At 69.9% G+C, this 19,295-nt stretch carries 22 protein-coding genes; 10 read left to right on the top strand and 12 right to left on the bottom strand.

Annotated features, from left to right (window positions below):
* The first annotated feature begins 14 nt into the window (after nucleotides 1–14).
* A complete protein-coding gene (locus ACU5AP_RS00070) occupies nucleotides 15–908 on the top strand; it encodes a hypothetical protein (RefSeq protein ID WP_128720594.1) in 894 nt (297 codons plus the stop codon).
* On the opposite strand, the gene ACU5AP_RS00075 is transcribed toward ACU5AP_RS00070, so the two are convergent.
* A complete protein-coding gene (locus ACU5AP_RS00075; protein ID WP_128720593.1) occupies nucleotides 905–1,654 on the bottom strand; it encodes a polysaccharide deacetylase family protein in 750 nt (249 codons plus the stop codon). The two genes, ACU5AP_RS00070 and ACU5AP_RS00075, sit on opposite strands and share 4 nt — an antisense overlap.
* A 111-nt stretch (nucleotides 1,655–1,765) precedes the next feature.
* Between ACU5AP_RS00075 and ACU5AP_RS00080 the strand changes: the two genes are divergently transcribed.
* Both ACU5AP_RS00080 and glyS read left to right on the top strand, forming a co-directional pair.
* Nucleotides 1,766–2,665 (top strand): glycine--tRNA ligase subunit alpha, encoded by a 900-nt coding sequence (locus ACU5AP_RS00080; protein ID WP_003165881.1) that lies wholly within the window; start codon nucleotides 1,766–1,768, stop codon nucleotides 2,663–2,665.
* Nucleotides 2,665–4,725: a glycine--tRNA ligase subunit beta gene (gene glyS, locus ACU5AP_RS00085; RefSeq protein WP_446680643.1), complete on the top strand. Its 2,061-nt coding sequence runs from the start codon at nucleotides 2,665–2,667 to the stop codon at nucleotides 4,723–4,725. Before ACU5AP_RS00080 ends, glyS begins: the two co-directional genes overlap by 1 nt.
* A 153-nt stretch (nucleotides 4,726–4,878) precedes the next feature.
* On the opposite strand, the gene ACU5AP_RS00090 is transcribed toward glyS, so the two are convergent.
* From ACU5AP_RS00090 to ACU5AP_RS00110, 5 genes are all read right to left on the bottom strand, one after another.
* On the bottom strand, nucleotides 4,879–5,304 hold the full coding sequence (locus ACU5AP_RS00090; RefSeq protein ID WP_128720591.1) for an acyl-CoA thioesterase: 426 nt from the start codon (nucleotides 5,302–5,304) through the stop codon (nucleotides 4,879–4,881).
* Nucleotides 5,305–5,309: 5 nt separating this feature from the next.
* On the bottom strand, nucleotides 5,310–5,660 hold the full coding sequence (gene grxD / locus ACU5AP_RS00095; RefSeq protein WP_003165880.1) for a Grx4 family monothiol glutaredoxin: 351 nt from the start codon (nucleotides 5,658–5,660) through the stop codon (nucleotides 5,310–5,312).
* A gap of 85 nt (nucleotides 5,661–5,745) precedes the next feature.
* Complete coding sequence (locus ACU5AP_RS00100) at nucleotides 5,746–6,993, bottom strand: hypothetical protein (protein ID WP_128720590.1); 1,248 nt, start codon at nucleotides 6,991–6,993, stop codon at nucleotides 5,746–5,748.
* A 128-nt stretch (nucleotides 6,994–7,121) separates the two neighbouring features.
* Nucleotides 7,122–7,484, bottom strand: coding sequence for a hypothetical protein (locus tag ACU5AP_RS00105; RefSeq protein WP_088410190.1), 363 nt, complete (start codon nucleotides 7,482–7,484; stop codon nucleotides 7,122–7,124).
* Nucleotides 7,485–7,605: 121 nt separating this feature from the next.
* On the bottom strand, nucleotides 7,606–8,508 hold the full coding sequence (locus ACU5AP_RS00110) for a LysR family transcriptional regulator (protein ID WP_128720589.1): 903 nt from the start codon (nucleotides 8,506–8,508) through the stop codon (nucleotides 7,606–7,608).
* A gap of 56 nt (nucleotides 8,509–8,564) precedes the next feature.
* Here ACU5AP_RS00110 and ACU5AP_RS00115 point away from each other — a divergent pair, with 56 nt between their 5' ends.
* From ACU5AP_RS00115 to ACU5AP_RS00130, 4 genes are all read left to right on the top strand, one after another.
* On the top strand, nucleotides 8,565–9,026 hold the full coding sequence (locus ACU5AP_RS00115; RefSeq protein ID WP_446680644.1) for a hypothetical protein: 462 nt from the start codon (nucleotides 8,565–8,567) through the stop codon (nucleotides 9,024–9,026).
* 35 nt (nucleotides 9,027–9,061) lie between these two features.
* Nucleotides 9,062–9,664: a membrane protein YczE gene (gene yczE / locus ACU5AP_RS00120; RefSeq protein ID WP_223850967.1), complete on the top strand. Its 603-nt coding sequence runs from the start codon at nucleotides 9,062–9,064 to the stop codon at nucleotides 9,662–9,664.
* Between the two features lie 77 nt (nucleotides 9,665–9,741).
* Nucleotides 9,742–10,506, top strand: a complete 765-nt coding sequence (locus ACU5AP_RS00125) for an SDR family oxidoreductase (protein WP_128720587.1) — start codon at nucleotides 9,742–9,744, stop codon at nucleotides 10,504–10,506.
* Between the two features lie 68 nt (nucleotides 10,507–10,574).
* Nucleotides 10,575–11,066 (top strand): hypothetical protein, encoded by a 492-nt coding sequence (locus ACU5AP_RS00130; protein WP_128720586.1) that lies wholly within the window; start codon nucleotides 10,575–10,577, stop codon nucleotides 11,064–11,066.
* A gap of 8 nt (nucleotides 11,067–11,074) precedes the next feature.
* Here the strand turns inward: ACU5AP_RS00130 and ACU5AP_RS00135 are convergent, their stop codons facing one another.
* Nucleotides 11,075–12,703: a peptide chain release factor 3 gene (locus ACU5AP_RS00135; protein ID WP_128720585.1), complete on the bottom strand. Its 1,629-nt coding sequence runs from the start codon at nucleotides 12,701–12,703 to the stop codon at nucleotides 11,075–11,077.
* 158 nt (nucleotides 12,704–12,861) lie between these two features.
* Here ACU5AP_RS00135 and ACU5AP_RS00140 point away from each other — a divergent pair, with 158 nt between their 5' ends.
* The gene (locus tag ACU5AP_RS00140; protein WP_003165874.1) at nucleotides 12,862–13,002 is read left to right on the top strand and encodes a hypothetical protein; all 141 of its coding nucleotides are present in this window, start codon (nucleotides 12,862–12,864) and stop codon (nucleotides 13,000–13,002) included.
* 14 nt (nucleotides 13,003–13,016) lie between these two features.
* Here ACU5AP_RS00140 and ACU5AP_RS00145 read toward each other — a convergent pair whose 3' ends face one another.
* The 3 genes from ACU5AP_RS00145 to ACU5AP_RS00155 all read right to left on the bottom strand — a co-directional run bounded on the left by ACU5AP_RS00145 (nucleotide 13,017) and on the right by ACU5AP_RS00155 (nucleotide 15,542).
* Nucleotides 13,017–14,564 (bottom strand): hypothetical protein, encoded by a 1,548-nt coding sequence (locus ACU5AP_RS00145; protein WP_128720584.1) that lies wholly within the window; start codon nucleotides 14,562–14,564, stop codon nucleotides 13,017–13,019.
* A gap of 57 nt (nucleotides 14,565–14,621) precedes the next feature.
* Nucleotides 14,622–15,002 carry a hypothetical protein gene (locus tag ACU5AP_RS00150; protein ID WP_088410184.1) on the bottom strand — a complete coding sequence of 127 codons (381 nt, stop codon included), beginning with the start codon at nucleotides 15,000–15,002 and terminating at the stop codon, nucleotides 14,622–14,624.
* Between the two features lie 210 nt (nucleotides 15,003–15,212).
* Nucleotides 15,213–15,542 (bottom strand): DUF1491 family protein, encoded by a 330-nt coding sequence (locus ACU5AP_RS00155; RefSeq protein ID WP_446680645.1) that lies wholly within the window; start codon nucleotides 15,540–15,542, stop codon nucleotides 15,213–15,215.
* A 55-nt stretch (nucleotides 15,543–15,597) separates the two neighbouring features.
* On the opposite strand from ACU5AP_RS00155, the gene ACU5AP_RS00160 reads away from it, so the two are divergent.
* Entirely contained in the window at nucleotides 15,598–16,473 is an 876-nt protein-coding gene (locus ACU5AP_RS00160; RefSeq protein ID WP_128720582.1) for a hypothetical protein, read from the top strand.
* On the opposite strand, the gene ACU5AP_RS00165 is transcribed toward ACU5AP_RS00160, so the two are convergent.
* Entirely contained in the window at nucleotides 16,470–16,910 is a 441-nt protein-coding gene (locus ACU5AP_RS00165; protein ID WP_128720581.1) for a DUF6389 family protein, read from the bottom strand. The two genes, ACU5AP_RS00160 and ACU5AP_RS00165, sit on opposite strands and share 4 nt — an antisense overlap.
* Before the next feature lie 104 nt (nucleotides 16,911–17,014).
* On the opposite strand from ACU5AP_RS00165, the gene ACU5AP_RS00170 reads away from it, so the two are divergent.
* Nucleotides 17,015–17,638 carry a LysE family translocator gene (locus ACU5AP_RS00170; RefSeq protein ID WP_128720776.1) on the top strand — a complete coding sequence of 208 codons (624 nt, stop codon included), beginning with the start codon at nucleotides 17,015–17,017 and terminating at the stop codon, nucleotides 17,636–17,638.
* A gap of 3 nt (nucleotides 17,639–17,641) precedes the next feature.
* Here the strand turns inward: ACU5AP_RS00170 and ACU5AP_RS00175 are convergent, their stop codons facing one another.
* Complete coding sequence (locus ACU5AP_RS00175) at nucleotides 17,642–19,279, bottom strand: sensor histidine kinase (protein WP_198478753.1); 1,638 nt, start codon at nucleotides 19,277–19,279, stop codon at nucleotides 17,642–17,644.
* Nucleotides 19,280–19,295 lie beyond the last annotated feature (16 nt).

Here is a 19,295-nt window from a genome sequence, read left to right on the forward strand (position 1 = left end):
TCAAGCTGGCGGCCATGACCCAGCTGACGCCCGAACAGACCGCCGCCTTTGAACGCGCCCTGTCGCGCCTGTCGCCCGCCGACCGCGCCCGCGTGAACGAGCTCAAGGACGCCGCCGCCCGCGCCGCCGCCGAGGTCGCCCCGCACTGGGACTTCGAACTGGCCGCCCGCACTGTGGACGGCCTGCTGGGCGAGGGCGCGAACGACGACCAGAGGCGCGGCCTGATCGCCGCCTGGGCGCTGGAGCTGCCCGGCCGCATCGCCGCCGAGCGCCTGCCGCAGGCCGTGCTGGCGGGCTATCCGACCTATGTGGACCGGCTCGCGGCCTATCTGGACAGCGGGGCGGACCCGTATGATCCCGACTTCTGGGCCAAGGACGTGCGCGTGTCCCTGGCGCTCAGCGTGCCAGGCAGCAACACCCAGATGCTGGACCTGTCCTCGCCCGTCGGGCCGGGGCTGGTGGTGCGGCACATGCTGGGCGGGCGCGGACCCGGCCCGCTGATCGCCTGGGTCCGGGCCGGCGGCTGGAGCCCCTGGCTGGAGACGCACACCGAGGCGCGCGACCTGTCGGACTTCAATGAAGCGGGCTGGGAGCGGAACTGGGCCGCCGCCGCCGCCCTGTTGAAGACGCGGCCCGAACTGGCGGGCGTCATCGGCTCCAGCTGGTTCTTCGATCCGCCGCTGGAGACCATCAGCCCGCGCTTGACCTATCTGCGCACCACGCCCGTGAACAACGGCGCCTTCATGATCCATCAGGGCGGCGGCGAGATCCACGACGAGCGCGCCTCCGCCTCATCGCCCACCCGCCGCGCCATGATCGAGGCGGGCGAATACAGCGCCTGCTCCTGGCTGCTGTGCTGGCCTCGCAAACCGCTGATTCGCTGGGCCGAGGCGAAGGGCCTGATCTAAGCGTCGCCGCCCAATCGCTCCCACGCCTCGCCGACCGGCAGGATCTCCAGCCCGGCCGCCTTGGCCAGGCGGATCAGGCGGTCCAGATCCTCGGGGGTGCAGCCGTAGAGGGTAGGGGCGCTCTCGACATCATGGCCATAGGCGATCAGCCAGCCGGGCGCCTCGGCCGCGCGGGCGACCAGGGCCTCCAGGTCGTAGTGGGGCAGGCGGCGGGACTCCAGGCCGATGGCCTGCAGATTGGCCCGGTCGGCGCGTCCGGCGTTGACCCCGTCGCGCACCCCGCGTCCCAGCAGGAACCGCTCGTCGATCACCGTCTTGGCGCCCAGGGCCACGTCGCCGAAGGGCCAGGCGAAGGTCGTCATGACGTGGCCGTCCAGCCGCTCGGCCACCCAGGCGGCGTTTCTCGCCAACTGGTCCGTCAACTGGGCGGGGCTCAGGCGCAGGGCGCTGACGTGGTCGAAGGTGTGGCAGCCGACTTCGTGCCCGGCCTCATGCGCGGCCTGCAGGTGTTCGACCTCGAACTGGGCCTTGCCGATGTTCTCGCCGCCGCACAGACCGCCCGCGACGTAATAGGTCGCCCTGATCCCGTGTTCGGCCAGGATCGGCCCCGCCTCGGTCCAGGCGCTGGCCGGGAAGTCGTCGAAGCTGAGGCTGAGAATCCCGCGCGCGGGCGCGACTGTCGTCGGCCTGACGCCAAGGTAGCGCGCCGCCCGGCGGCGCATCTGATCGATCCGTTGCTGCATCATGGGCGCCTTCTAGCGCAACGGCGCTTGCAGAAGGATGAAGGTTTCGGTCCGCTCGCCTTGCTGGCGAAGCGTGGCGGCCCTATGGTCCGCGCCTCCCGAAATCGGACCGAAATGTCGACCGTGGCCGCTGCTGAACCTCTCTCGTTTCAGGACTTGATCCTGACCCTGCACCACTATTGGAGCGAGCAGGGCTGCGCCATTTTGCAGCCCTATGACATCGAGGTCGGCGCCGGCACCCTACACCCCGCCACCGTGCTGCGGGCGCTGGGCAAGAAGCCGTGGAAGGCCGCCTACGTCCAGCCGTCGCGCCGCCCCGGCGACGGCCGCTATGGCGAGAACCCCAACCGGCTGCAGCACTATTACCAGTATCAGGTCATCCTGAAGCCGAACCCCGACAACCTGCAGGAGCTGTATCTCAACTCCCTGCGCGCCATCGGCATCGACCCCAGCCTGCACGATATCCGCTTCGTCGAGGACGACTGGGAAAACCCGACCGTCGGCGCCTGGGGCCTGGGCTGGGAGGTCTGGTGCGACGGCATGGAGGTGACGCAGTTCACCTATTTCCAGGGCGTCGGCGGCATCGAGGTCGACGTCGTCTCGGGCGAGCTGACCTACGGGCTGGAGCGTCTGGCCATGTATGTCCAGGGCGTCGACAACGTCTATGACCTGAAGTTCAACAAGGAAGGGCTCACCTATGGCGAGGTCTTCCTCGAGAACGAGCGCCAGCAGTCGGAAGCAAACTTCCACGGCTATGACGTCGCCGCGCTGAAGCGCCGCTTCGAGGACATGGAGCGCGAGGCCGCCCACTTCCTGACCATGAAGGGGCCGCAGGGGCAGCCGCTGGTGCTGGCCGCCTATGACCAGGTGCTGAAGGCCTCGCACCTGTTCAATCTGATGGACGCCCGCGGCGCCATCGCCGTCGCCGAACGCCAGAGCTACATCGGCCGCATCCGCGACCTGTGCAAAGCCTGCGCCCTCGCTCAAGTCGAACACGAACGGGCGACCGCCTGATGTCCCAGCTTCTCCTCGAAATCTTCTCCGAAGAAATCCCCGCCCGCATGCAGCAGGGCGCCGCGCGCGATCTAGAGCGTATGGCGACCGACCGCTTGAAGGCCGCGGGCCTGACCTGGGACGCCCTGACGACCTACGCCGGGCCGCGCCGCCTGACGCTGGTGATCGACGGCCTGCCCGCCGCCACGCCCGACCGCAATGAAGAACTGAAGGGCCCGAAGATTTCGGCCCCCGCTCAGGCGCTGGAAGGCTTCCTGCGCAAGACCGGCCTGACGCAGAACCAGCTGGTCGAGCGCGACGGGGTCTGGTTCGCCGAAATCAGCAGCAAGGGCCGGGCGACCACCGAGGTCGTGGCCGAGAGCGTCGACGACATCATCCGCCACTTCCCCTGGCCCAAGTCGATGCGCTGGGGCACGGGAACCCTGCGCTGGGTGCGGCCGATCAAGCGCATTCTGGCCCTGTTCGACGGCGCGGTGATCCCGTTCGAGGTCGACGGCATTCCCTCGGGCGACGTGACCGAGGGCCACCGCTTCATGGGCGCGGGCCAGCCGTTCGCGGTCAAGGACTTCGCCGACTATCGCCAGAAGCTGGAGCGCAACTTCGTCCTGCTGGACGCCGCCGACCGCAAGCTGCGCATCCTCGAGGGCGCCAAGGCCGTCTGCGCGACCAAGGGGCTGGCCCTGGTCGATGACGACGGCCTGCTGGACGAGGTGTCGGGCCTGGCCGAATGGCCGACGCCGATCCTGGGCGACATGGACCCGCAGTTCCTGGCCCTGCCGCCGGAAGTGGTCCAGCTGTCGATGAAGGTGCACCAGAAGTATTTCGCCGTGCGCGAACCGGGCAAGGAAGGCCTGGCCCCCCACTTCGTCGTCGTGGCCAACGTCGAGGCGACAGACGGCGGTCAGGCTCTGGCGGCGGGCAACGCCAAGGTGCTGTCGGCGCGTCTGAGCGACGCCGAGTTCTTCTGGACCGAGGATCAGAAGGTCGGCTTCGACGCCTGGAACGCCAAGCTGAAGGACGTCACCTTCCACGCCAAGCTGGGCACGCTGGCCGAGCGGGTGGACCGCATCGCCGCCTTGGCGCGCGAGATCGCCCCGCTGGTCGGCGCCGATCCGGCTCAGGCGGAACAGGCCGCGCGCCTGTCCAAGGCCGACCTGGCCTCGGGCATGGTGGGCGAGTTCCCGGAACTGCAGGGAATCATGGGCGGCTACTACGCCCGTCTGGCCGGTCAGCCCGACGCCGTGGCCGACGCCATCCGCGACCACTACAAGCCGCAGGGACCGGGCGACACCGTCCCGACCGCCCCGGTCACGGTCGCCGTCGCCATGGCCGAAAAGCTGGACACCCTGGTCGGCTTCTTCGCCATCGACGAAAAGCCCACGGGGTCGAAGGATCCCTATGCGCTGCGCCGTGCAGCGCTGGGCGTGATCCGGCTGGTGCTGGAGAATGGGGTGAGAGCATCGCTGACCAAACTCACTCACCCTGCTGTCGTGATGATCGTCAGTGGCCGTAACCTGAGCATGGATAAGGCGAATTCGACCAGCCTTCTCGCCTTCTTCGCCGACCGCCTGACCGTCCTGCTACGCGACAAGGGCCAGCGTCACGATCTCGTGGCCGCCGTCTTTGCGCTGGGCGACGACGATCTGGTGCGGATCGTGCGTCGGGTGGAGGCGCTGGCCGCCTTCCTGGCGACGGACGACGGGGCGAACCTGCTGGCGGGCTACAAGCGCGCCGCCCAACTGCTCAAGGCCGAGGAGAAGAAGGGGCCGCTGCCGGAAGGCGCCGTCGCCACCGGCCTGCCGAATCAGCCGGCGGAAGAGACCGCCCTGGCCTTCGCCGCCGCCGCCGCCGCCTCGGCCGTGGACGCGGCGCTGGAGGCCGAGGACTTCGCCGCCGCCATGACGGCGCTCGCCGCCCTGCGCGGTCCGGTGGACGCCTTCTTCACCGCAGTCATGGTCAACTCGGACGTAGCCGAAGAGCGCGAAAACCGTCTGAAGCTGCTGGTCCAGGTGCGCGGCGTCATGAACCGCGTCGCCGACTTCGGCCAGATCGCGGGCTGATCCATCGTCCTTCTCCCCTTGTGGGAGAAGGTGGCTCGCGAAGCGAGACGGATGAGGGGTTGCGGGACATTCGCCTCGCCCCTCATTGACCGTCGCAAGACCCCTCATCCGGCCCTGACGGGCCACCTTCTCCCACAAGGGGAGAAGGGAGGCTTAGGCCGTGAACGGTCCCAGCATGTCGGCGGGAATGCGGGCGGGGCGCAGGGTCTGGGCGTCGACCAGGCACCATTCGGACAGGCCTTGCGCGCACAGGCGGCCTTCGGCGTCCTCGATGCGGACATAGCGGTTGAAGCGCGGGCCCTGCGGGTCGCCGACCCAGGTGCGGGCGACGACGCCGGTCGCGTCGGGCGCGATGGCGCGCAGGTAGTCGATTTCGTGTCTCAGGGCGATCCACGACCAGCGGGCGCGCGTCTCGTCGTCGAAGCGCGCGTTCCAGTGGGCCGTGCCCACGTCCTGCAGCCAGCCGACGTAGACGACGTTGTTGACGTGGTTGTTCTCGTCGATGTGTTCCGGCCGCACGTCCAGCGGGACGACGAAGACCTCGCGGTCCTCACGCGGTTGCAGTTGCGGCCGGGCCATCGGGCTCAGGCTTCGCCGAGGGCGACGCCCTTTTCGGACATCAGGGCGGCCAGTTCGCCCGACTGGAACATCTCGCGCACGATGTCCGAGCCGCCGACGAATTCGCCCTTCACATAGAGCTGGGGGATGGTCGGCCAGTCGGTGAAGGCCTTGATGCCTTCGCGCAGGGCTTCGTCCTGCAGCACGTCGACGCCGACGAAGGGGGCGCCCACGTGGTCCAGGATCTGGACCGTGACCGAGGAGAAGCCGCAGCGCGGCGAATCCGGCGTGCCCTTCATGAAGAGCACCACGTCATGCTCGGCCACCGTCTGGGCGATGAAGGCGTGGACGGGATCGGCGGCGGTTTGTTCGGTCACTGTGTCGGAACCCTTCTGCGAAGCCCGTGAGCTAGGCGCCCAATGGGGCCGGGTCAAGGCCGGTCGGCGTCTCGGCCGCGTTCGATCAGACGGTTTGCGGGCGCGGCGTCAGGCGTTCGGCGCGTTCGGCCAGGCCGGCGGCGCCGTGCTCGCGCGCGGTCTGGGCCGCCTCGGCCAGCATCAGGCCGACGGCGCGGGGCGTTTCGCCGGTCCAGCGGGCGCGGGCCAGGGCGATGCGCGCCAGGCCGATCTGCTCGGCCGCCCAGTCCAGCGGCGTGGCCGAGACCGAAGGCCGCACCAGGCGACGCCGCAGGGCGCCCTCGATCTCCAGCAGGGCGGTCAGGTCGCCGGCGGCGCCCGCGCGCGCAGCCTCCTGGGCCACCCGCTGTTCGTGGGCCAGGGCGCCCAGGATCAGGCCGCCGCCCTCGGTCAGGGCCTCGGCCTGGACCAGCACCAGCGGCGGCAGGGTCTCGCGTTCGGCGCGCATCACCTGAATGGCGGCCCAGTCCAGCGGGCTGTGGTCGGGGGTGAACAACTGGGCGGCGGCGTCGAACAGGGCCTGGGCCTGGTCGCGGGCGGCAGCGTCCTCGGCCACGGCGGCCAGGGCGGCCATGCCCGCGCCGCACAGGGCCAGGGCGCGGGCGCGGCTCAGCGGGCGCTGCTCCGGCGAGGCGGCCTCGACCAGGGCGCGAAGGTCGCGGCCCGCCTGATCCAGCAGGCGCGGGTCGCGGGCGATCAGCCCGGCCTCCAGCGTCACGACGGCGCGATCCATGCGCAGCTCGTCCTCGGCCGCGCGCCCGGTCTTCATTCGCGCCAGGGCGGCGTCCAGCAGGGCCGTCGCCTCGGTCAGTTCAGGCAGGCGGCCGGACAGAAGGGCCTGGCGCGCGCGCAGGCGGGCGTGCAAGGCGGCCATGGCGGCGGCGGTGTCGGCGCGCCGCGCGGCGGGCAGGTCGCCCAGCAGGCCCAGCGCCGCCGTCAGGCGTTCAGGGCCGCCGCGCAGATCGAACGCCAGCATCCCGGTTTGAGCCAGGTCCAGGGCGGCGCGCACGGCCTGATCGTCGTTGGCGGCGATCTTGGCGGCGTCGCGTCCGGCGGCCTCGGCGCGGTCGATGCTGGCGGCGGCGCCGCAGCGGCGGGCGTGCTCGCGCCACAGGGCGGCGGCGCGCAGGGCGGCTTCGAAGGGGCGGGCGCAGGAGACGCGGCCCGCATCCGTGGCCTGCTGACGGGCCTCGACCTCCACAAGCCCTGCGCCGATCAGCTCCAGCCAGCCGAGATCGTCGCTGTCGCGCGCCTTCTCGAACAGCCGTCTCAGATCTCTGCCGAATTCGAACATGGCGCTCCGTCGTCCCGCTTCGGGATCACGAGGGTGATCCGGAGGTCGTCCAAGCAAACGCAGCGCCGTTCGAAGGGTTCGGCTTAACCATATGATGAGAAAAACGGTGGGCGGCCGATTTTTCGTCTCTAGCCCAGGCGAGGCGCGGCCTTGCGGCAGCGTTGCAGGGCGGAGCGCGCCTCGGCGTCGCCTGCCGACAGGCGGCGCACGGACTGAAGTCGGGCGCGGGTCTGGTCGTTCTCGGCCGCCGTCGGGTTGCGCCCAGCGGTCGTCGCCGCCTGCATGGCCGCCAGCGACCAATAGAGGGCGGCGTCGTAAAGCTCGCGGCCGTAACGGCTTTCGCCGCCTTCCAGCTCGGACGCGGCCTGGGTCAGGCCAGCGCAGCGCACCGCCTCGTCATAGGAGACGAGCCGAGGGGCCGGAGCAGGGGGTTGGGCCTGAGCCTGACCTTGAACCAGCGCCAGAACGGCGGTGAAGGCGACGAGCAGCATCTGAACTCCACAGGGGCCGCGAACGGCGACGGCCCGGATCATGACGGCGCGGCGCGGCCGATTTGCGTCCTCTTAGAGAACCACGTCCCCGCGACGGATGAAAGCCGTGTTCAGCAAAGCTTCAGGTTGCATCCGGCGCCGTGGGCATGGCGCGGCCCTGGTCGGAGAGCCAGCGCAGGAGCAGGCGACGATCTTGCGACATCTCGCCTGCGCCGGGGATGGCCGCTACGGCCCCGTCGTCGCGGGCGAAGCCGAAGGGCGCCAGGAGGCGTCCGTCCATCACGGCTTCGGCCGTCAACGCCCAGGGCAGCACCGCCGCGCCCCAGCCCGCCAGGGCGCTGTCCAGGGCGAAATGCAGATGGGCGACCGGCCGCTCGGGCGCGGGGGGCAGCCGCCGTCTGCTCAGACCGGCCCAATCCTTCCAGGCCGTGGCGTGGGTGCGCGGCGTCAGGCGCGGCGCGGTCAAGACCGCCGTCCGCGCGTCGTCTTGGGCCAGGGCGGGGGCGATCACCGGCCCGACCGCATTGGGAATGACGGCGATCGCGCCCAGAGCCTCGATCCGAGGCGTGTCGAGCAATCGCAGCAGCATGTCGGCGCCGCGTCGGCTGACGGCGTGCGGGGCCAGTTCGACCAAGTGGACCCGCACCTGGGGATGCAGGCGGTTGAAGTCGGCCAGACGCGGGATCAGCCATTTGACCGCCAGGCTGGCGTTGACGGCGACGTGCAGGTCGCGCCCGGTCCCGCGCGCCTCGGCCACGGCGGCGGCGATCTGGTCGAAGGCGGCGGTCAGTCCGGGCAGCAGGCCGCGCCCGGCCTCGGTCAGTGTCAGGGCGTGACGCGGCCCCTCGAACAGGCGCAGGCCCAGTTGCGCCTCCAGCGCCTTGACCTGTCGGCTGACGGCGCTGTGGGTCACGTTCAGCTCGGCCGCCGCGCGGGTGGCGCCGCCCGTGCGCGCCATGGCCTCGAAGGCGCGCAGGGCGTTCAGCGAGGGTATGGCGCCTGAAGCTGTGAGGTTTTCGAACATGAGGTGTTCGATAGGTCGCTTTCGTCGTGCGGGCAAATCCGCTGACAGAGCGCGCCATGTCGCACGCCGCCGTTTCCCGTCTGATCGTCCCCGTGTTGGGGCTAGGGATGATCGCGAGCGCCGCCATAGCGGTGCGCCTGATCGTCCTGGCGGCGTCGGGAAAGGGCTCGCCCGTGGCGGCGGCGCGGGCGGCGACCCTGCTGCATCCGCTCGGCGCGCTGATCGCCTTCGTCGGCGGCAAGGGCGCGGCAGGCGCCGTCGCCCTGGGGCAGGGGGCGGGCAACGGCCTGCTGGCGGTGGCCTCGGGCGTCCTGCCGCTGCATCTGTTCGGGCGCCAGAACTATGGCGCGCGCCAGGCCCTGATGCTGACGCCCGCTCGTTTCGTCCAGGCGGCGGCGCCGGCGCTGTACGGCGTGGTGCTGGATCGCTCGGCGGGTCTGGCCCTGCTGGTCTCCAGCGGCGTCTGCCTGATCATGTTCGCCATGACCTTCGGCCTCAGACAAAGGCCGGGCCTTTAAATCCCCCGCCGATCGGGCAGAAGGGGTCTATGTTCATGCGTCGTTTCATCCAGCTTCAGTTGGGCCTGTGCCTGTATGGCGTGGCCGCCGCCATGATGGTGCGCTCCAACCTCGGGCTGGACCCGTGGAACGTCTTTCACCAGGGCCTGTCGCTGAAAACGGGCATGAGCCTGGGGACCGCCTCGATCATCATGGGCGTTCTGGTGATGCTGGCGTGGATTCCGCTGCGCCAGAAGCCGGGGCTGGGCACGCTGTTCAACATCTTCGTCATCGGCCTGTCGATGGATGCGGCCCTGGCTGTCCTGCCCGAGATCACGGGCCTGCCGCTGCGGCTGGCCTTCATGACGGCGGGGGTGACGCTGACCGCTATGGGCGGGGCGGCCTATATCGGCGCGGGCATGGGCACGGGGCCGCGCGACGGCCTGATGATCGGCCTCAATCAGCGCCTGGGCTGGTCGATCCGCGTGTCCAGAATGCTGATCGAAGTCAGCGTCCTAGTCGGAGGCTGGCTGCTGGGCGGTTCGGTGGGCCTGGGCACGGTGGTCTTCGCCGTGGGCATCGGCCCGTTGATCCAGGTCTTCCTGCCGTGGTTTCAGGCGCTGGGGCGCGGCGAGCGGCGGGCGGCGCCCTCGACCTGAACGCCGAGTCCGAACCTCGCCAGACCGCGGCCTGAGGGCGTGAAAGGAAGGCGGCCTCTTTCACGCACGAGGTCGTCATGCCTGCACTCATCGACAAGGTCGCCGTCATCACCGGAGCCAGCTCCGGCATCGGCGCCGCCGCCGCCCGCTTGTTCGCGCGCGAAGGCGCGGCGGTGGTCGTCACCGCCCGGCGCGAGCCCGAGCTTCTGGCCCTGGTCGCCGCCATCGAGGCCGAGGGCGGGCGCGCCGTCGCCGTGCCGGGCGACGTCCGCGACGAGGCTCTGGCCGAGCGGCTGGTGCGCACGGCGGTCGAACGGTTCGGCGGGCTGGACATCGCCCTGAACAACGCCGGGGCCATCGGCGCCAATGAGCCGACGCATGAGATCGCGCCAGAGCGCTGGCGCGAGACGCTGGACCTGAACCTGACGGCCGCCTTCCTGGGCGCTAAGCATCAGATTCCGGCCCTGTTGGCGCGCGGCGGCGGCTCGCTGATCTTCACCTCGACCTTTGTCGGCCACGCCATCGGCATGCCGGGCATGGCGGCCTATGCGGCGGCCAAGGCGGGGCTGGTCGGCCTGTCGCGGGTCATCGCCGCCGAGTATGGAGCGAAAGGCATCCGCAGCAACTGCATGCTGCCCGGCGGCACGGACACCGAGGCCGGGCGCGAGTTCGCCCACACGCCCGAGATCATCGCCTTCGTCGAAGGGATGCACGCCCTGAAGCGGATGGCGAGCCCGGACGAGATCGCCGGCGCCGCCCTGTTCCTGGCCTCCGACGCCTCCAGCTTCATGACCGGGACGGCCATGCTGGTCGACGGCGGGGTGTCTATCAGCAAGACCTGAGGCCGCCCTTGACCGCCTTCCTATGCGGGGCGAGGCTGGGCGCGTTCACTATGAGGCAGGAGGCCATCGTGCAACGTGTGTTCATATCCGGCGCCGCGGCGGCTGGGCTTCTGGCTTTGGCGGCTTGCGGGCAAGGCGATCGGGATCAGGCTCTCGCGCCTGTCGAGGCGTCTTCGGTCGAAGCCGCCTCGGCGGACAGGCCGAGCCAGACGGCCTCTACGCCCGCTCCAGGCGATGTCGACGCCCTTGTGGAAGGGACGCCGTTCCATGCGACGAGCATCATTCCCTGCGCCATGGCGGCGGCTCAGCCCATGGCGCAATGCCAGGCTGGGGTGATCCGCAATGCGGACGGCACGGCGGTGGTCAGGGTGACGCTCCCCGACGGCCGTATGCGCAACCTGTTCTTCGATCGCACCGGGGCCGTGGGCTCGGATGTCAGCGAGGCTGACGGGGCCGACGCCCAGGGCTTCAAGGCCGAGAAGATCGAGGATCTCTACAAGATCGCGCTCGGCAGGAAGGAACGCTATGAGGTGCCCGAAGCCCTGATCATCGGCGGCTGAGGTCGGCCTCAGCCGCGTTCCTTGGTCTTGGTGAAAGCCACCTTGGGGAAGCGTTCGGAGACGTAGCCCGTCTCCCACGCCGACTTGGCCAGGAAGACCGGGTTCTGGTCGATGTCGGCGGCCATCTGGGGCCGATATTTGCCGGCGAAGTCCTCAAGGTCGGCCTTGGCTCCCGACACCCAGCGCGCTTCGGCGTAGGGGCTCGGCTCGAAGACGACGTCCAGGCCGTATTCCTCGCCCAGGCGGTCGGCCATAACCTCGAACTGCAGCTGGCCCACGGCGCCGACGATGAAGTCCGCGCCCAGTTCCGGGCGGAACAGCTGGGTTACGCCTTCCTCGGCTAGGCCGACCAGCGCCTTCTGCAGGTGCTTGGCCTTCAGCGGATCCTTGACGCGGACGCGCTGCAGGATTTCCGGCGCGAAGTTGGGCAGGCCCGCAAAGCGCACCAGGCCGCTCTCCGACAGGCTGTCGCCGACGCGCAGCACGCCGTGGTTCGGAATGCCGATGACGTCGCCCGCATAGGCCTCTTCGGCCAGTTCGCGATCCGAGGCGAAGAACATGATGGGGGCGTTCACCGACAACTGCTTGCCGGTGTTCTGCACCTTCAGCTTCATGCCGCGCTTGAACGATCCCGAGGCCATGCGGAACATGGCGATGCGGTCGCGGTGGTTGGGGTCCATGTTGGCCTGAACCTTGAAGACGAAGCCGGTGACTTCGTCCGTGCTGGGCTCGACCGTGATGTCTTCGGGCGCGGGGGCGTTGCGGGTTTCGGGCGGCGCCTCCTTGCGGGCGGTCATGGTCTTGGGCGACGGGGCCCATTCGCCGATGGCCTTAAGCAGTTCCTCGATGCCGAAGTGGCGCAGGGCCGAGCCCCACAGCACGGGCGTCATATGGCCCTCCAGAAACGCCTGACGGTCGAACGGCTTATAGCCCGCCTCGACCAGCTCCAGCGCATCGACCAAGTCGGCCTGCTCCGTGCCTTCGAAGAAGGCGGCGGCGTCTGCGAAGGGCAGGGGCGCAGGGTGTTCGCCGTCGTTGTCGGAGGTCTTGCGGGTGTAGGGCTGGAACCGGCCCTGACCGCCGACCTCGGCCAGGCCGCGCAGGCGGTTGCCGCTCTCGGCCGGCCACCAGATGGGGGCGGGGTCCAACTGCAGGCGGGACGCGATCTCGTCCAGCAGGGCCATCGGATCCTGGGCTTCGCGGTCCAGCTTGTTGATGAAGGTGATGATCGGAATGTCGCGCAGGCGACAGACCTCGAACAGCTTCAGCGTCTGCGGCTCGATGCCCTTGGCGGCGTCCAGCACCATGATGGCGCAGTCGGCGGCGGTCAGGGTGCGATAGGTGTCTTCCGAGAAGTCCTCGTGCCCCGGCGTGTCCAGCAGGTTGAACATCTTGCCGTCGTGCTCGAACGTCATGACCGAGGCGGTGACCGAAATGCCCCGCTCCTTCTCGATCTTCATCCAGTCCGAGCGCGCCCGGCGGTTCTCGCCGCGCGCCTTGACCGCCCCGGCCGCGCGCACGGCGCCGCCCGCCAGCAGGATGTGCTCGGTCAGGGTCGTCTTACCGGCGTCCGGGTGGGCGATGATGGCGAAGGTCCGACGGCGGTCGGCCTCCTGGGCGAGAGTCAGTTTGGACATGGAGCTTCCTTTAGGACGCGCGACCTACCGCGCCGGGCTCCAATTGTCGACGTTCACGATGCCGTGAGAGACCCTTCGCGTATGAGGGTTATTCGAGGCATGCTCGTTTTCGGGAGACGGCGGGCCATGAGTCCGCCGCACGAGGGAAGGGAAACGTCATGGCTCTGGCCCATCCAGGCAAGGTCGCGCCCGTACAGAACGAGCGCAAGATTCATCCGCTGGTCTGCTTTCTGGCCGGGTTCGCCCTGATCGTCCTGGCGGCGGCGTTGGTGCACACGGTGTTCGGCATCCTGCTCTAAACGCGCCGAAGTCTTTAATCGTCGCCTGTGGGCTCCGACTGCGCCTGATCGCCATCGTCAATGAACGTTTCTTCGTCCTCGTCGGCTTCGGCGCGACCTTCGATCTCTCGTAGCAGGGCGCGCGCTGAGGCATTGGGCGCGTGGGGATTGTTCACCAGCGGTTGCAGCAAGGTCGCCGCCTCGGCCTTGCGGTCATGCTCCAACAGAGCCTGAGCCAGATTGAAGCGAACCGTGCCCAACTGCGGCGCCAGGATAAAGGCCTGCTCCAGCACGGCCACGTCGTTGTCATTTGGGTAGCTGTGGGCGTCGGCGCGGTTCTCGGCGATCAGGAGCAGGCTGGCGAAGTTGGCGTCGTCTGCAGCGTAGGCGCGTGACAGATAGTGTTGCGCTTCGATTTTAAGCTTCAGGGCGGCTTCCGCGTCGTCTTCCTCGGCGGCGGCGTCCATTCTAGCGCGTGCGAGGTATTGCAGGCCTTCAACGTGGTCCGGTTGGATCGTGAGCAGCCTTTGCAGCGGCGCCTCTGCGGCGGCGGCGTCGCCGAAATGCAACTCGGCGTGGCCCAGCGCCAGCAAGGCCAGCGGATCGTCCGGGTGACGGGCGGCGACGCGGCGCACGTCTTCGGCGGTGGCCGCGCGTCGCTCTTCCGGCACGCCGACCTTCAATCTCTGGTTCAGCAGCAAGATGTCGTCGGCGGATTTGGGCATTGGGGTGACGGCGATCTCGACCTGATCGAAGGAGGTCTTCATCACCACATAGGTCATGCGATCACGCATGTAGCGGCGGAGAGTGCGTTGCAACTCCGTCGTCGTCATCCCCGTGGCGTCCTGCATGGCCTGGACCGGATCCGCGCCGTCGCCTACCGCCGCCAGATAGACGCCCAGGGTCTTGCGTCTTTCGGTGTCGCTCATGAACCAGTGGGTCAGCAGCCAGGCCAGCGGATAATAGGTCTCGCGATGGCGCAGCGAGGCGCCGGGCCGTTCGGCCAGAAGCTGCTCCATCGAGACCCAGGTTCCGTTGATCAGCCAATAGGCCTGGTTCTGGTTGTAACGTCCGACGTGAATCTCGTCGCGTTTGAAGTCGGCCGTGGCGAAGTATTCAGCGAACCCCTCGATGAACCACGATGGATAGGCGTGGGAGAAATTCTGCATCATGAAGTGATGCGCGTATTCATGCTTGAGGGTGTGCATCTCCTCGTCGCGGCGAGCGACGCCGAAGATGTCTTCATCCGTCGCCATGTAGAATCCCGCGAGTTCTTCGGGCGCGTCCGGTTTGATCTGCAGCATCGCCGATCGCGAGCCCAACAGGTAGACGGGTAGTTTGCGATAAGTCGGCTGATCGAGATTGACGCCCAAGCGTATCCGCAACAGCCGGTCGAAGGACTCCAATTCCTGGGTGAAGCGACGCAACTGGTTCGCATTGCCGTCGCTGTAGACGATGAAGCGTTCGCTCTCGGCCTTCAGCCATCCGGCCTGGGCGGGGTTTGCAGCGGCCAGGGTCGCAAACACAAGCGCGCCGAAGCCGAGAGCGCCTTGCGCCAGCCGTTGTCTGAATGCCTGCAACATCGATCTCCTCCCCTGAAGCGGTAAGGAATACCGAACGATGTTCGCTTTTGGAAGGGATCAGGCCGCCAGTCGGCCCCAGACCGCCTTGTCCGCCGTGGCGGCGTTCAGGGCGCCGCGACGGGCGCGTTGTTGCAGATGGCGCAGGACGACTTCCGGCAGGGCGCAGAAGCGCGGCTCGACCAGTTCGGGCGCGCAACCGGCTTCGGGCGCGGCGAACAGGGCGGCGTTGACGCCCTGCGCCTTGTGCGCGATCAGCCAGGCTAGGCGGCGCGCGCGGGCCGGGTCCGTGCGGTGCAGCAGCGGGTCTTCGGCGAACAGCTCGCAACCCATCTCCAACACATAGTCGCAGGACAAGGTCTCGAAGCGGCGCACGTCATGGCTCGGGGCCGGGCAGGCCTCGTCCAGATCAAAGACGACATCGTTCAAGAGAAACAGCATGGACCGCGCCCGCTCGCAGGACCGTTCTGGCCCCATGCGACGGGTTGTAGGGCGCCTGCGCTTGCGGTCCGGTTCACGAACGCGGTGAATGGGACGGTTACCATTTTGGGTGGCCCTAACGCGCTTTGCGCTGCTTGAGGGCGGTTTGAGCAGCCCTGTCTGCCGTCAGCCTGCTTGAAGGCCGATGAACCCTCTCCCATCGGGTGAGGGTCAGGCCTGCGTCTTTTCGGTCAGGAAGTGTCGTCCCTGCCGGTCCTCGATCTCGATGATCCAGAGGTCGGGGTCATAGCGGCGCTGGCGGTCCAGATAGGCGTCTAGTTCGCTTTCGAACTCGCTGGCGACGGGCTGGATCCACAAAGGCTCGCCGTCCTGGCCGGTCGCCTCGGTCCACAGGCGGGCGCTGCGGTTGGCGGTGTCATAGGCCTTGACGATGACGGCCCCGGCGCGGGCGTCGCCCTTCTTCACCACCACGGCGTTGGCGCCCTCCAGCTCGGCGCGGCGGATCAGGGCGCCGACCCAGACGTCAGTGGAAAGAAGCAATTGGTTCACCCTGTTTGGACACGGACCCGGAACCGGCGGCGGCTAGGGTGGCGGCATGAAGATAGCGCCGTCGCCCCGCATAGTCAGCAGAACGCTGGCCGCGATCGTCGCCCTGACCCTCGCGGCGGGGACGGCGACTGCTGGCCAGAACCTTGGGGGCGACGTCTATTATGAGCGGGCCTTCGTACGGGCGGCGCAGGACAAGTGCCGCCTGTTCGAGCCGCGCCTGACCCAGGCGCTGGAGGCGGCGACCCTGCAGGCGCGCGGGGCGGCCCTGCGCGCGGGGCGCCCGGCGACCGAACTGGCCGCCACAGCCGCGCGGGCCACGGCGCGGGCCGAGGCCACCCCCTGCGACGACGCCGAGCTGGGCCGGGTCAAGACGCGGGTGCGCCACGCCTTCGCCGGATGGTCGCGCGCGGCGCGGATCAACTTCCCCGGCGACAAGGCCGTGTGGAGCGCCGACCGTTTCGAGAGCAGCCGCGACGGCTGGCGTCTGTTTCAGGACGGGGCGACCGGCGCCTCGCCCGTGCGGTTCGGCCTGACCGGCAGAGCGCCCCAGGATGCGCGCCCGGCGGCGGTCGTCTCCTTCGTCGGCAAGCCCCGACCCTATGCCGCGCGCATCGTCATGCGCGATGCGGCGCGCTCGCCCCGGCCGTGGCTGGCGGGGGACGGCCTGCCGCCCGAGGCCGCGCGCCGCGCCGTCTTCGCCGCCGGGTCCGATCTGGCGCCGCGCGACCTGCTGGCGTCCGGGGCGCGGGCGGGCGAGGTCTGGCGCTTTCCCGACAGCGCGGCCGAGGCTCTGGCGGCGCTGGACCCGCGCGAGCCCTTTCTGATCGAGTTCCTGTTCCGCGACGACAGCGTGGCGACGGCGCGGTTCGAGGCGGGCGACTTCGCCGCCGCCCGCGCCTTCCTGGCCATGGGACCGGTCTAGGGCTCCAGCCGACGCGGGGCGGCGGAGCCGTAGTCCTCATCGCCGTAGATCATGACGGGGACGGGCGCGCGTCCGGCGCGAGGCCACAGGGCCTCGATCCAGTCGGCGGCCGTATCGACGATGGCGTCCTGAACGCTGAAGCCCGGATTGCGTCCGAACATCGGCAGGTCGGGCTCGAAGCCTTCCTCGCCGTGGATGACTTCGAACAGGGTGCGGTGCGGCTCGATCGCCCGGTTCAGGACATAGAGGTCGGGGCCGTTCAGACTGACGTGGACGCTGAAGGCGCCCTCGCCGTCCTGATCGGGAAAGACGACGACGTGGATCTCGCGCGCCGCCTCGGGCAGGGCGGCCAGCAGGGCGCGGATGCGCTCCAGCGCCGGACCGTCGTGGGCGTCGAGCGTGGCGCGCAGGGCGGCGCGATAGGCGGTTTCGTCCATGAGCGTCCTCGCTGGGCCGGATGCGTCTTTCCTATGCCGGGCGCGGCGGCGCCGTCCAGTTTGGCGGTTGCGGCGGGGCGATACGGCGTGTTCCAGTACGCGTCATGTTCGATCCCGCCCTGTTCGCCGCCTTCCTGGTCGCCATCACCATTCTGACGATCACACCGGGGGTGGACACGGCGATGGTGCTGCGCTCGGCGGCGGCCGAGGGCGGGCGTTCGGCCGTCTTCGCCGGGGCGGGCATCCTGCTGGGCTGTCTGATCTGGGGCGCGGCGGTGTCGCTGGGGTTCGGGGCGCTGCTGCGGGTGTCGGAGCTGGCCTATACGGTGGTGAAGTGGGCGGGCGCGGCCTATCTGGTCTGGCTGGGCGCGCAGATGCTGTTCAAGCCGCGCAGGAGTCTGGGCGAGCCGGGCGCCGCCTTGCCTCCCAGCGGTCCGGTCGCTTTTCGTCGCGGCCTGCTGACCAATCTGCTGAACCCCAAGATCGGCGTCTTCTACGTGACCTTCCTGCCCCAGTTCGTGCCGCAGGGGGCCCATGTGGCGGCCTTCACCTTCTTCCTGGTCGGGGTGCATGTGGCGCTGACCATCGTCTGGTTCGCCGGGCTGATTTTGGCGACGGCGCCGCTGGGCCGGTTCCTGCGCCGTCCGGCCGTGGTGCGGACGATGGACCGGGTGGTCGGCGTGGTCTTCATCGGCTTCGGGCTGAAGCTGGCCGCCTCGAAGGTCTGAGGCTCAGGCGTCCGGCGTCTCAAGCGGCAGGCGCACCGTCGCCGCCGTGCCGACGCCGAGCGCGCTGTCCAGCGCCAGCGTCCCGCCGTGCAGCCCGGCCAGGGCGCGCACCAGCGCCAGACCCAGACCTGACCCCTGCGCCCGTTGTTCGGCGTCGCCCGCCTGTTCATAGGGGCGGCCCAGACGCGCCAGATCTTCAGCCGAAATGCCGACGCCGGTATCGGCCACCGTCACCTCCAGCGCGTCGTCGGCCGCCTGCACCGACACGGTGACGGTTCCGCCGGGCGGCGTGAACTTCACCGCATTGGCCAGCAGGTTCAGCGCCATCTGTTTCAGCGCGCGGCGGTCGGCGCGGACGCTCAGCGCCTCGGGCGGCAGGACGGCGGCCAGTTCGACGCCCTTGTCGTCGGCCTGAATGCGGACCAGGGCCAGCGCCGCCAGCACCGGCTCGCGCGCGTCGAAACGCTCCAGCGACAGCTCATAGCGATCGGCCTCGATGCGGCTGACGTCCAGCACGTCGTTGATCAGGTCCAGCAGGTGGCCGCCCGCCTCATGGATCGAGGCGGCGTAGTCGGCGTAGCGCGGCGGGACGGGGCCGAACAGCTCCTGCCGCATGGCGTCGGAGAAGCCGACCACGGCGTTCAGCGGCGTGCGCAGTTCGTGGCTCATGTGGGCCAGGAAGCGGGTCTTGCCGAGGTTCTGGGCCTCGGCCTCGGCGCGGGCGGCGTCCAGTTCGGCCTCGCGCGCGTGCTGCAAGGTGGCGTCCAGCGCCTGAACGATCAGGCGCGGCCCCTTATCGAGTCGTCGCGCGACCAGCAGGATGCGGCGGTCCAGCGCCAGGCGCGGGGTGAAGCGGACCTGGGCCTCGCCTCCGTTCCGCGCGCGGGCCAGGGCGGTCAGGACGGCGGCGCGGTCGGCCTCGTCCACGGCGGCCAGCAGCCCGTCCTCGAACAGCAGATCGACGGGCAGGGCGGCGGGCGCCGCGCCATAGGCGGACAGGGCGCGATAGCGGCCGTCGGCGTCCAGCGTCAGGGTCAGGCCCGGCTGGCCCGACAGGACGGCCTCGACCCGCGCCACGGCGTCCTCGGCGGCGGTCAGGCGGCGCGACTGGCGACGCAGGCCCAGGGCCAGACCCAGCAGGGCGGCGCTCGTCGTGATCAGGGCCGAGGCGCCGGCCAGGCCGCCGCCCGGCGTCGCCGGTCCGACGACGGCGGTGGAGATGACGCCGACCAGGGCCGCGCCGACCGAGGCCAGGGCGCCGAGGCCCGCGCGGCGCCTTCCGCCCAGCGCCAGCCCCGCCGCCAGGGGGGCGAAGACGAAGCCGGCCAGCGGCCCCGCCGCCCCGCCGGCCAGGGCCGCCGCCGTCAGGGCCGCCAAGGCCCACAGCGTCGTCAGGGCGGTTCTCAACGCCGTCGTGTCGCGCGCCAGCAGGGCCAGGCCCGCCACGCCCGGCGCGGCCATGACGGCCAGAGCCAGCGCCTCGGGCGCGGCCAGGGGCCGTCCCAGCCAGGCGGCGCCCAGCGCGCTCAGCCCGACCACCGCCGTCCACCCGGCGTGCCAGGCGGCCACGGCGGCGCCGTCCCCGGCCTCGGCGGCTTCGGGGCGGCGGATGGGATCGAGAAGGGCGGTCCTAGACGTCACGGCCATCCGGGCGCAG

The organism is Brevundimonas sp. RM1 (genome assembly GCF_052907225.1).

Coding starts and splice junctions, on each gene's coding strand:
- ACU5AP_RS00070 (WP_128720594.1), top strand. CDS start 15: ATGACCCAGCTGACGCCCGAACAGACCGCCGCCTTTGAACGCGCCCTG.
- ACU5AP_RS00075 (WP_128720593.1), bottom strand. CDS start 1,654: ATGATGCAGCAACGGATCGATCAGATGCGCCGCCGGGCGGCGCGCTAC.
- ACU5AP_RS00080 (WP_003165881.1), top strand. CDS start 1,766: ATGTCGACCGTGGCCGCTGCTGAACCTCTCTCGTTTCAGGACTTGATC.
- glyS (WP_446680643.1), top strand. CDS start 2,665: ATGTCCCAGCTTCTCCTCGAAATCTTCTCCGAAGAAATCCCCGCCCGC.
- ACU5AP_RS00090 (WP_128720591.1), bottom strand. CDS start 5,304: ATGGCCCGGCCGCAACTGCAACCGCGTGAGGACCGCGAGGTCTTCGTC.
- ACU5AP_RS00100 (WP_128720590.1), bottom strand. CDS start 6,993: ATGTTCGAATTCGGCAGAGATCTGAGACGGCTGTTCGAGAAGGCGCGC.
- ACU5AP_RS00105 (WP_088410190.1), bottom strand. CDS start 7,484: ATGCTGCTCGTCGCCTTCACCGCCGTTCTGGCGCTGGTTCAAGGTCAG.
- ACU5AP_RS00110 (WP_128720589.1), bottom strand. CDS start 8,508: ATGTTCGAAAACCTCACAGCTTCAGGCGCCATACCCTCGCTGAACGCC.
- ACU5AP_RS00115 (WP_446680644.1), top strand. CDS start 8,565: ATGTCGCACGCCGCCGTTTCCCGTCTGATCGTCCCCGTGTTGGGGCTA.
- yczE (WP_223850967.1), top strand. CDS start 9,062: ATGCGTCGTTTCATCCAGCTTCAGTTGGGCCTGTGCCTGTATGGCGTG.
- ACU5AP_RS00125 (WP_128720587.1), top strand. CDS start 9,742: ATGCCTGCACTCATCGACAAGGTCGCCGTCATCACCGGAGCCAGCTCC.
- ACU5AP_RS00135 (WP_128720585.1), bottom strand. CDS start 12,703: ATGTCCAAACTGACTCTCGCCCAGGAGGCCGACCGCCGTCGGACCTTC.
- ACU5AP_RS00140 (WP_003165874.1), top strand. CDS start 12,862: ATGGCTCTGGCCCATCCAGGCAAGGTCGCGCCCGTACAGAACGAGCGC.
- ACU5AP_RS00145 (WP_128720584.1), bottom strand. CDS start 14,564: ATGTTGCAGGCATTCAGACAACGGCTGGCGCAAGGCGCTCTCGGCTTC.
- ACU5AP_RS00150 (WP_088410184.1), bottom strand. CDS start 15,002: ATGCTGTTTCTCTTGAACGATGTCGTCTTTGATCTGGACGAGGCCTGC.
- ACU5AP_RS00160 (WP_128720582.1), top strand. CDS start 15,598: ATGAAGATAGCGCCGTCGCCCCGCATAGTCAGCAGAACGCTGGCCGCG.
- ACU5AP_RS00165 (WP_128720581.1), bottom strand. CDS start 16,910: ATGGACGAAACCGCCTATCGCGCCGCCCTGCGCGCCACGCTCGACGCC.
- ACU5AP_RS00170 (WP_128720776.1), top strand. CDS start 17,015: ATGTTCGATCCCGCCCTGTTCGCCGCCTTCCTGGTCGCCATCACCATT.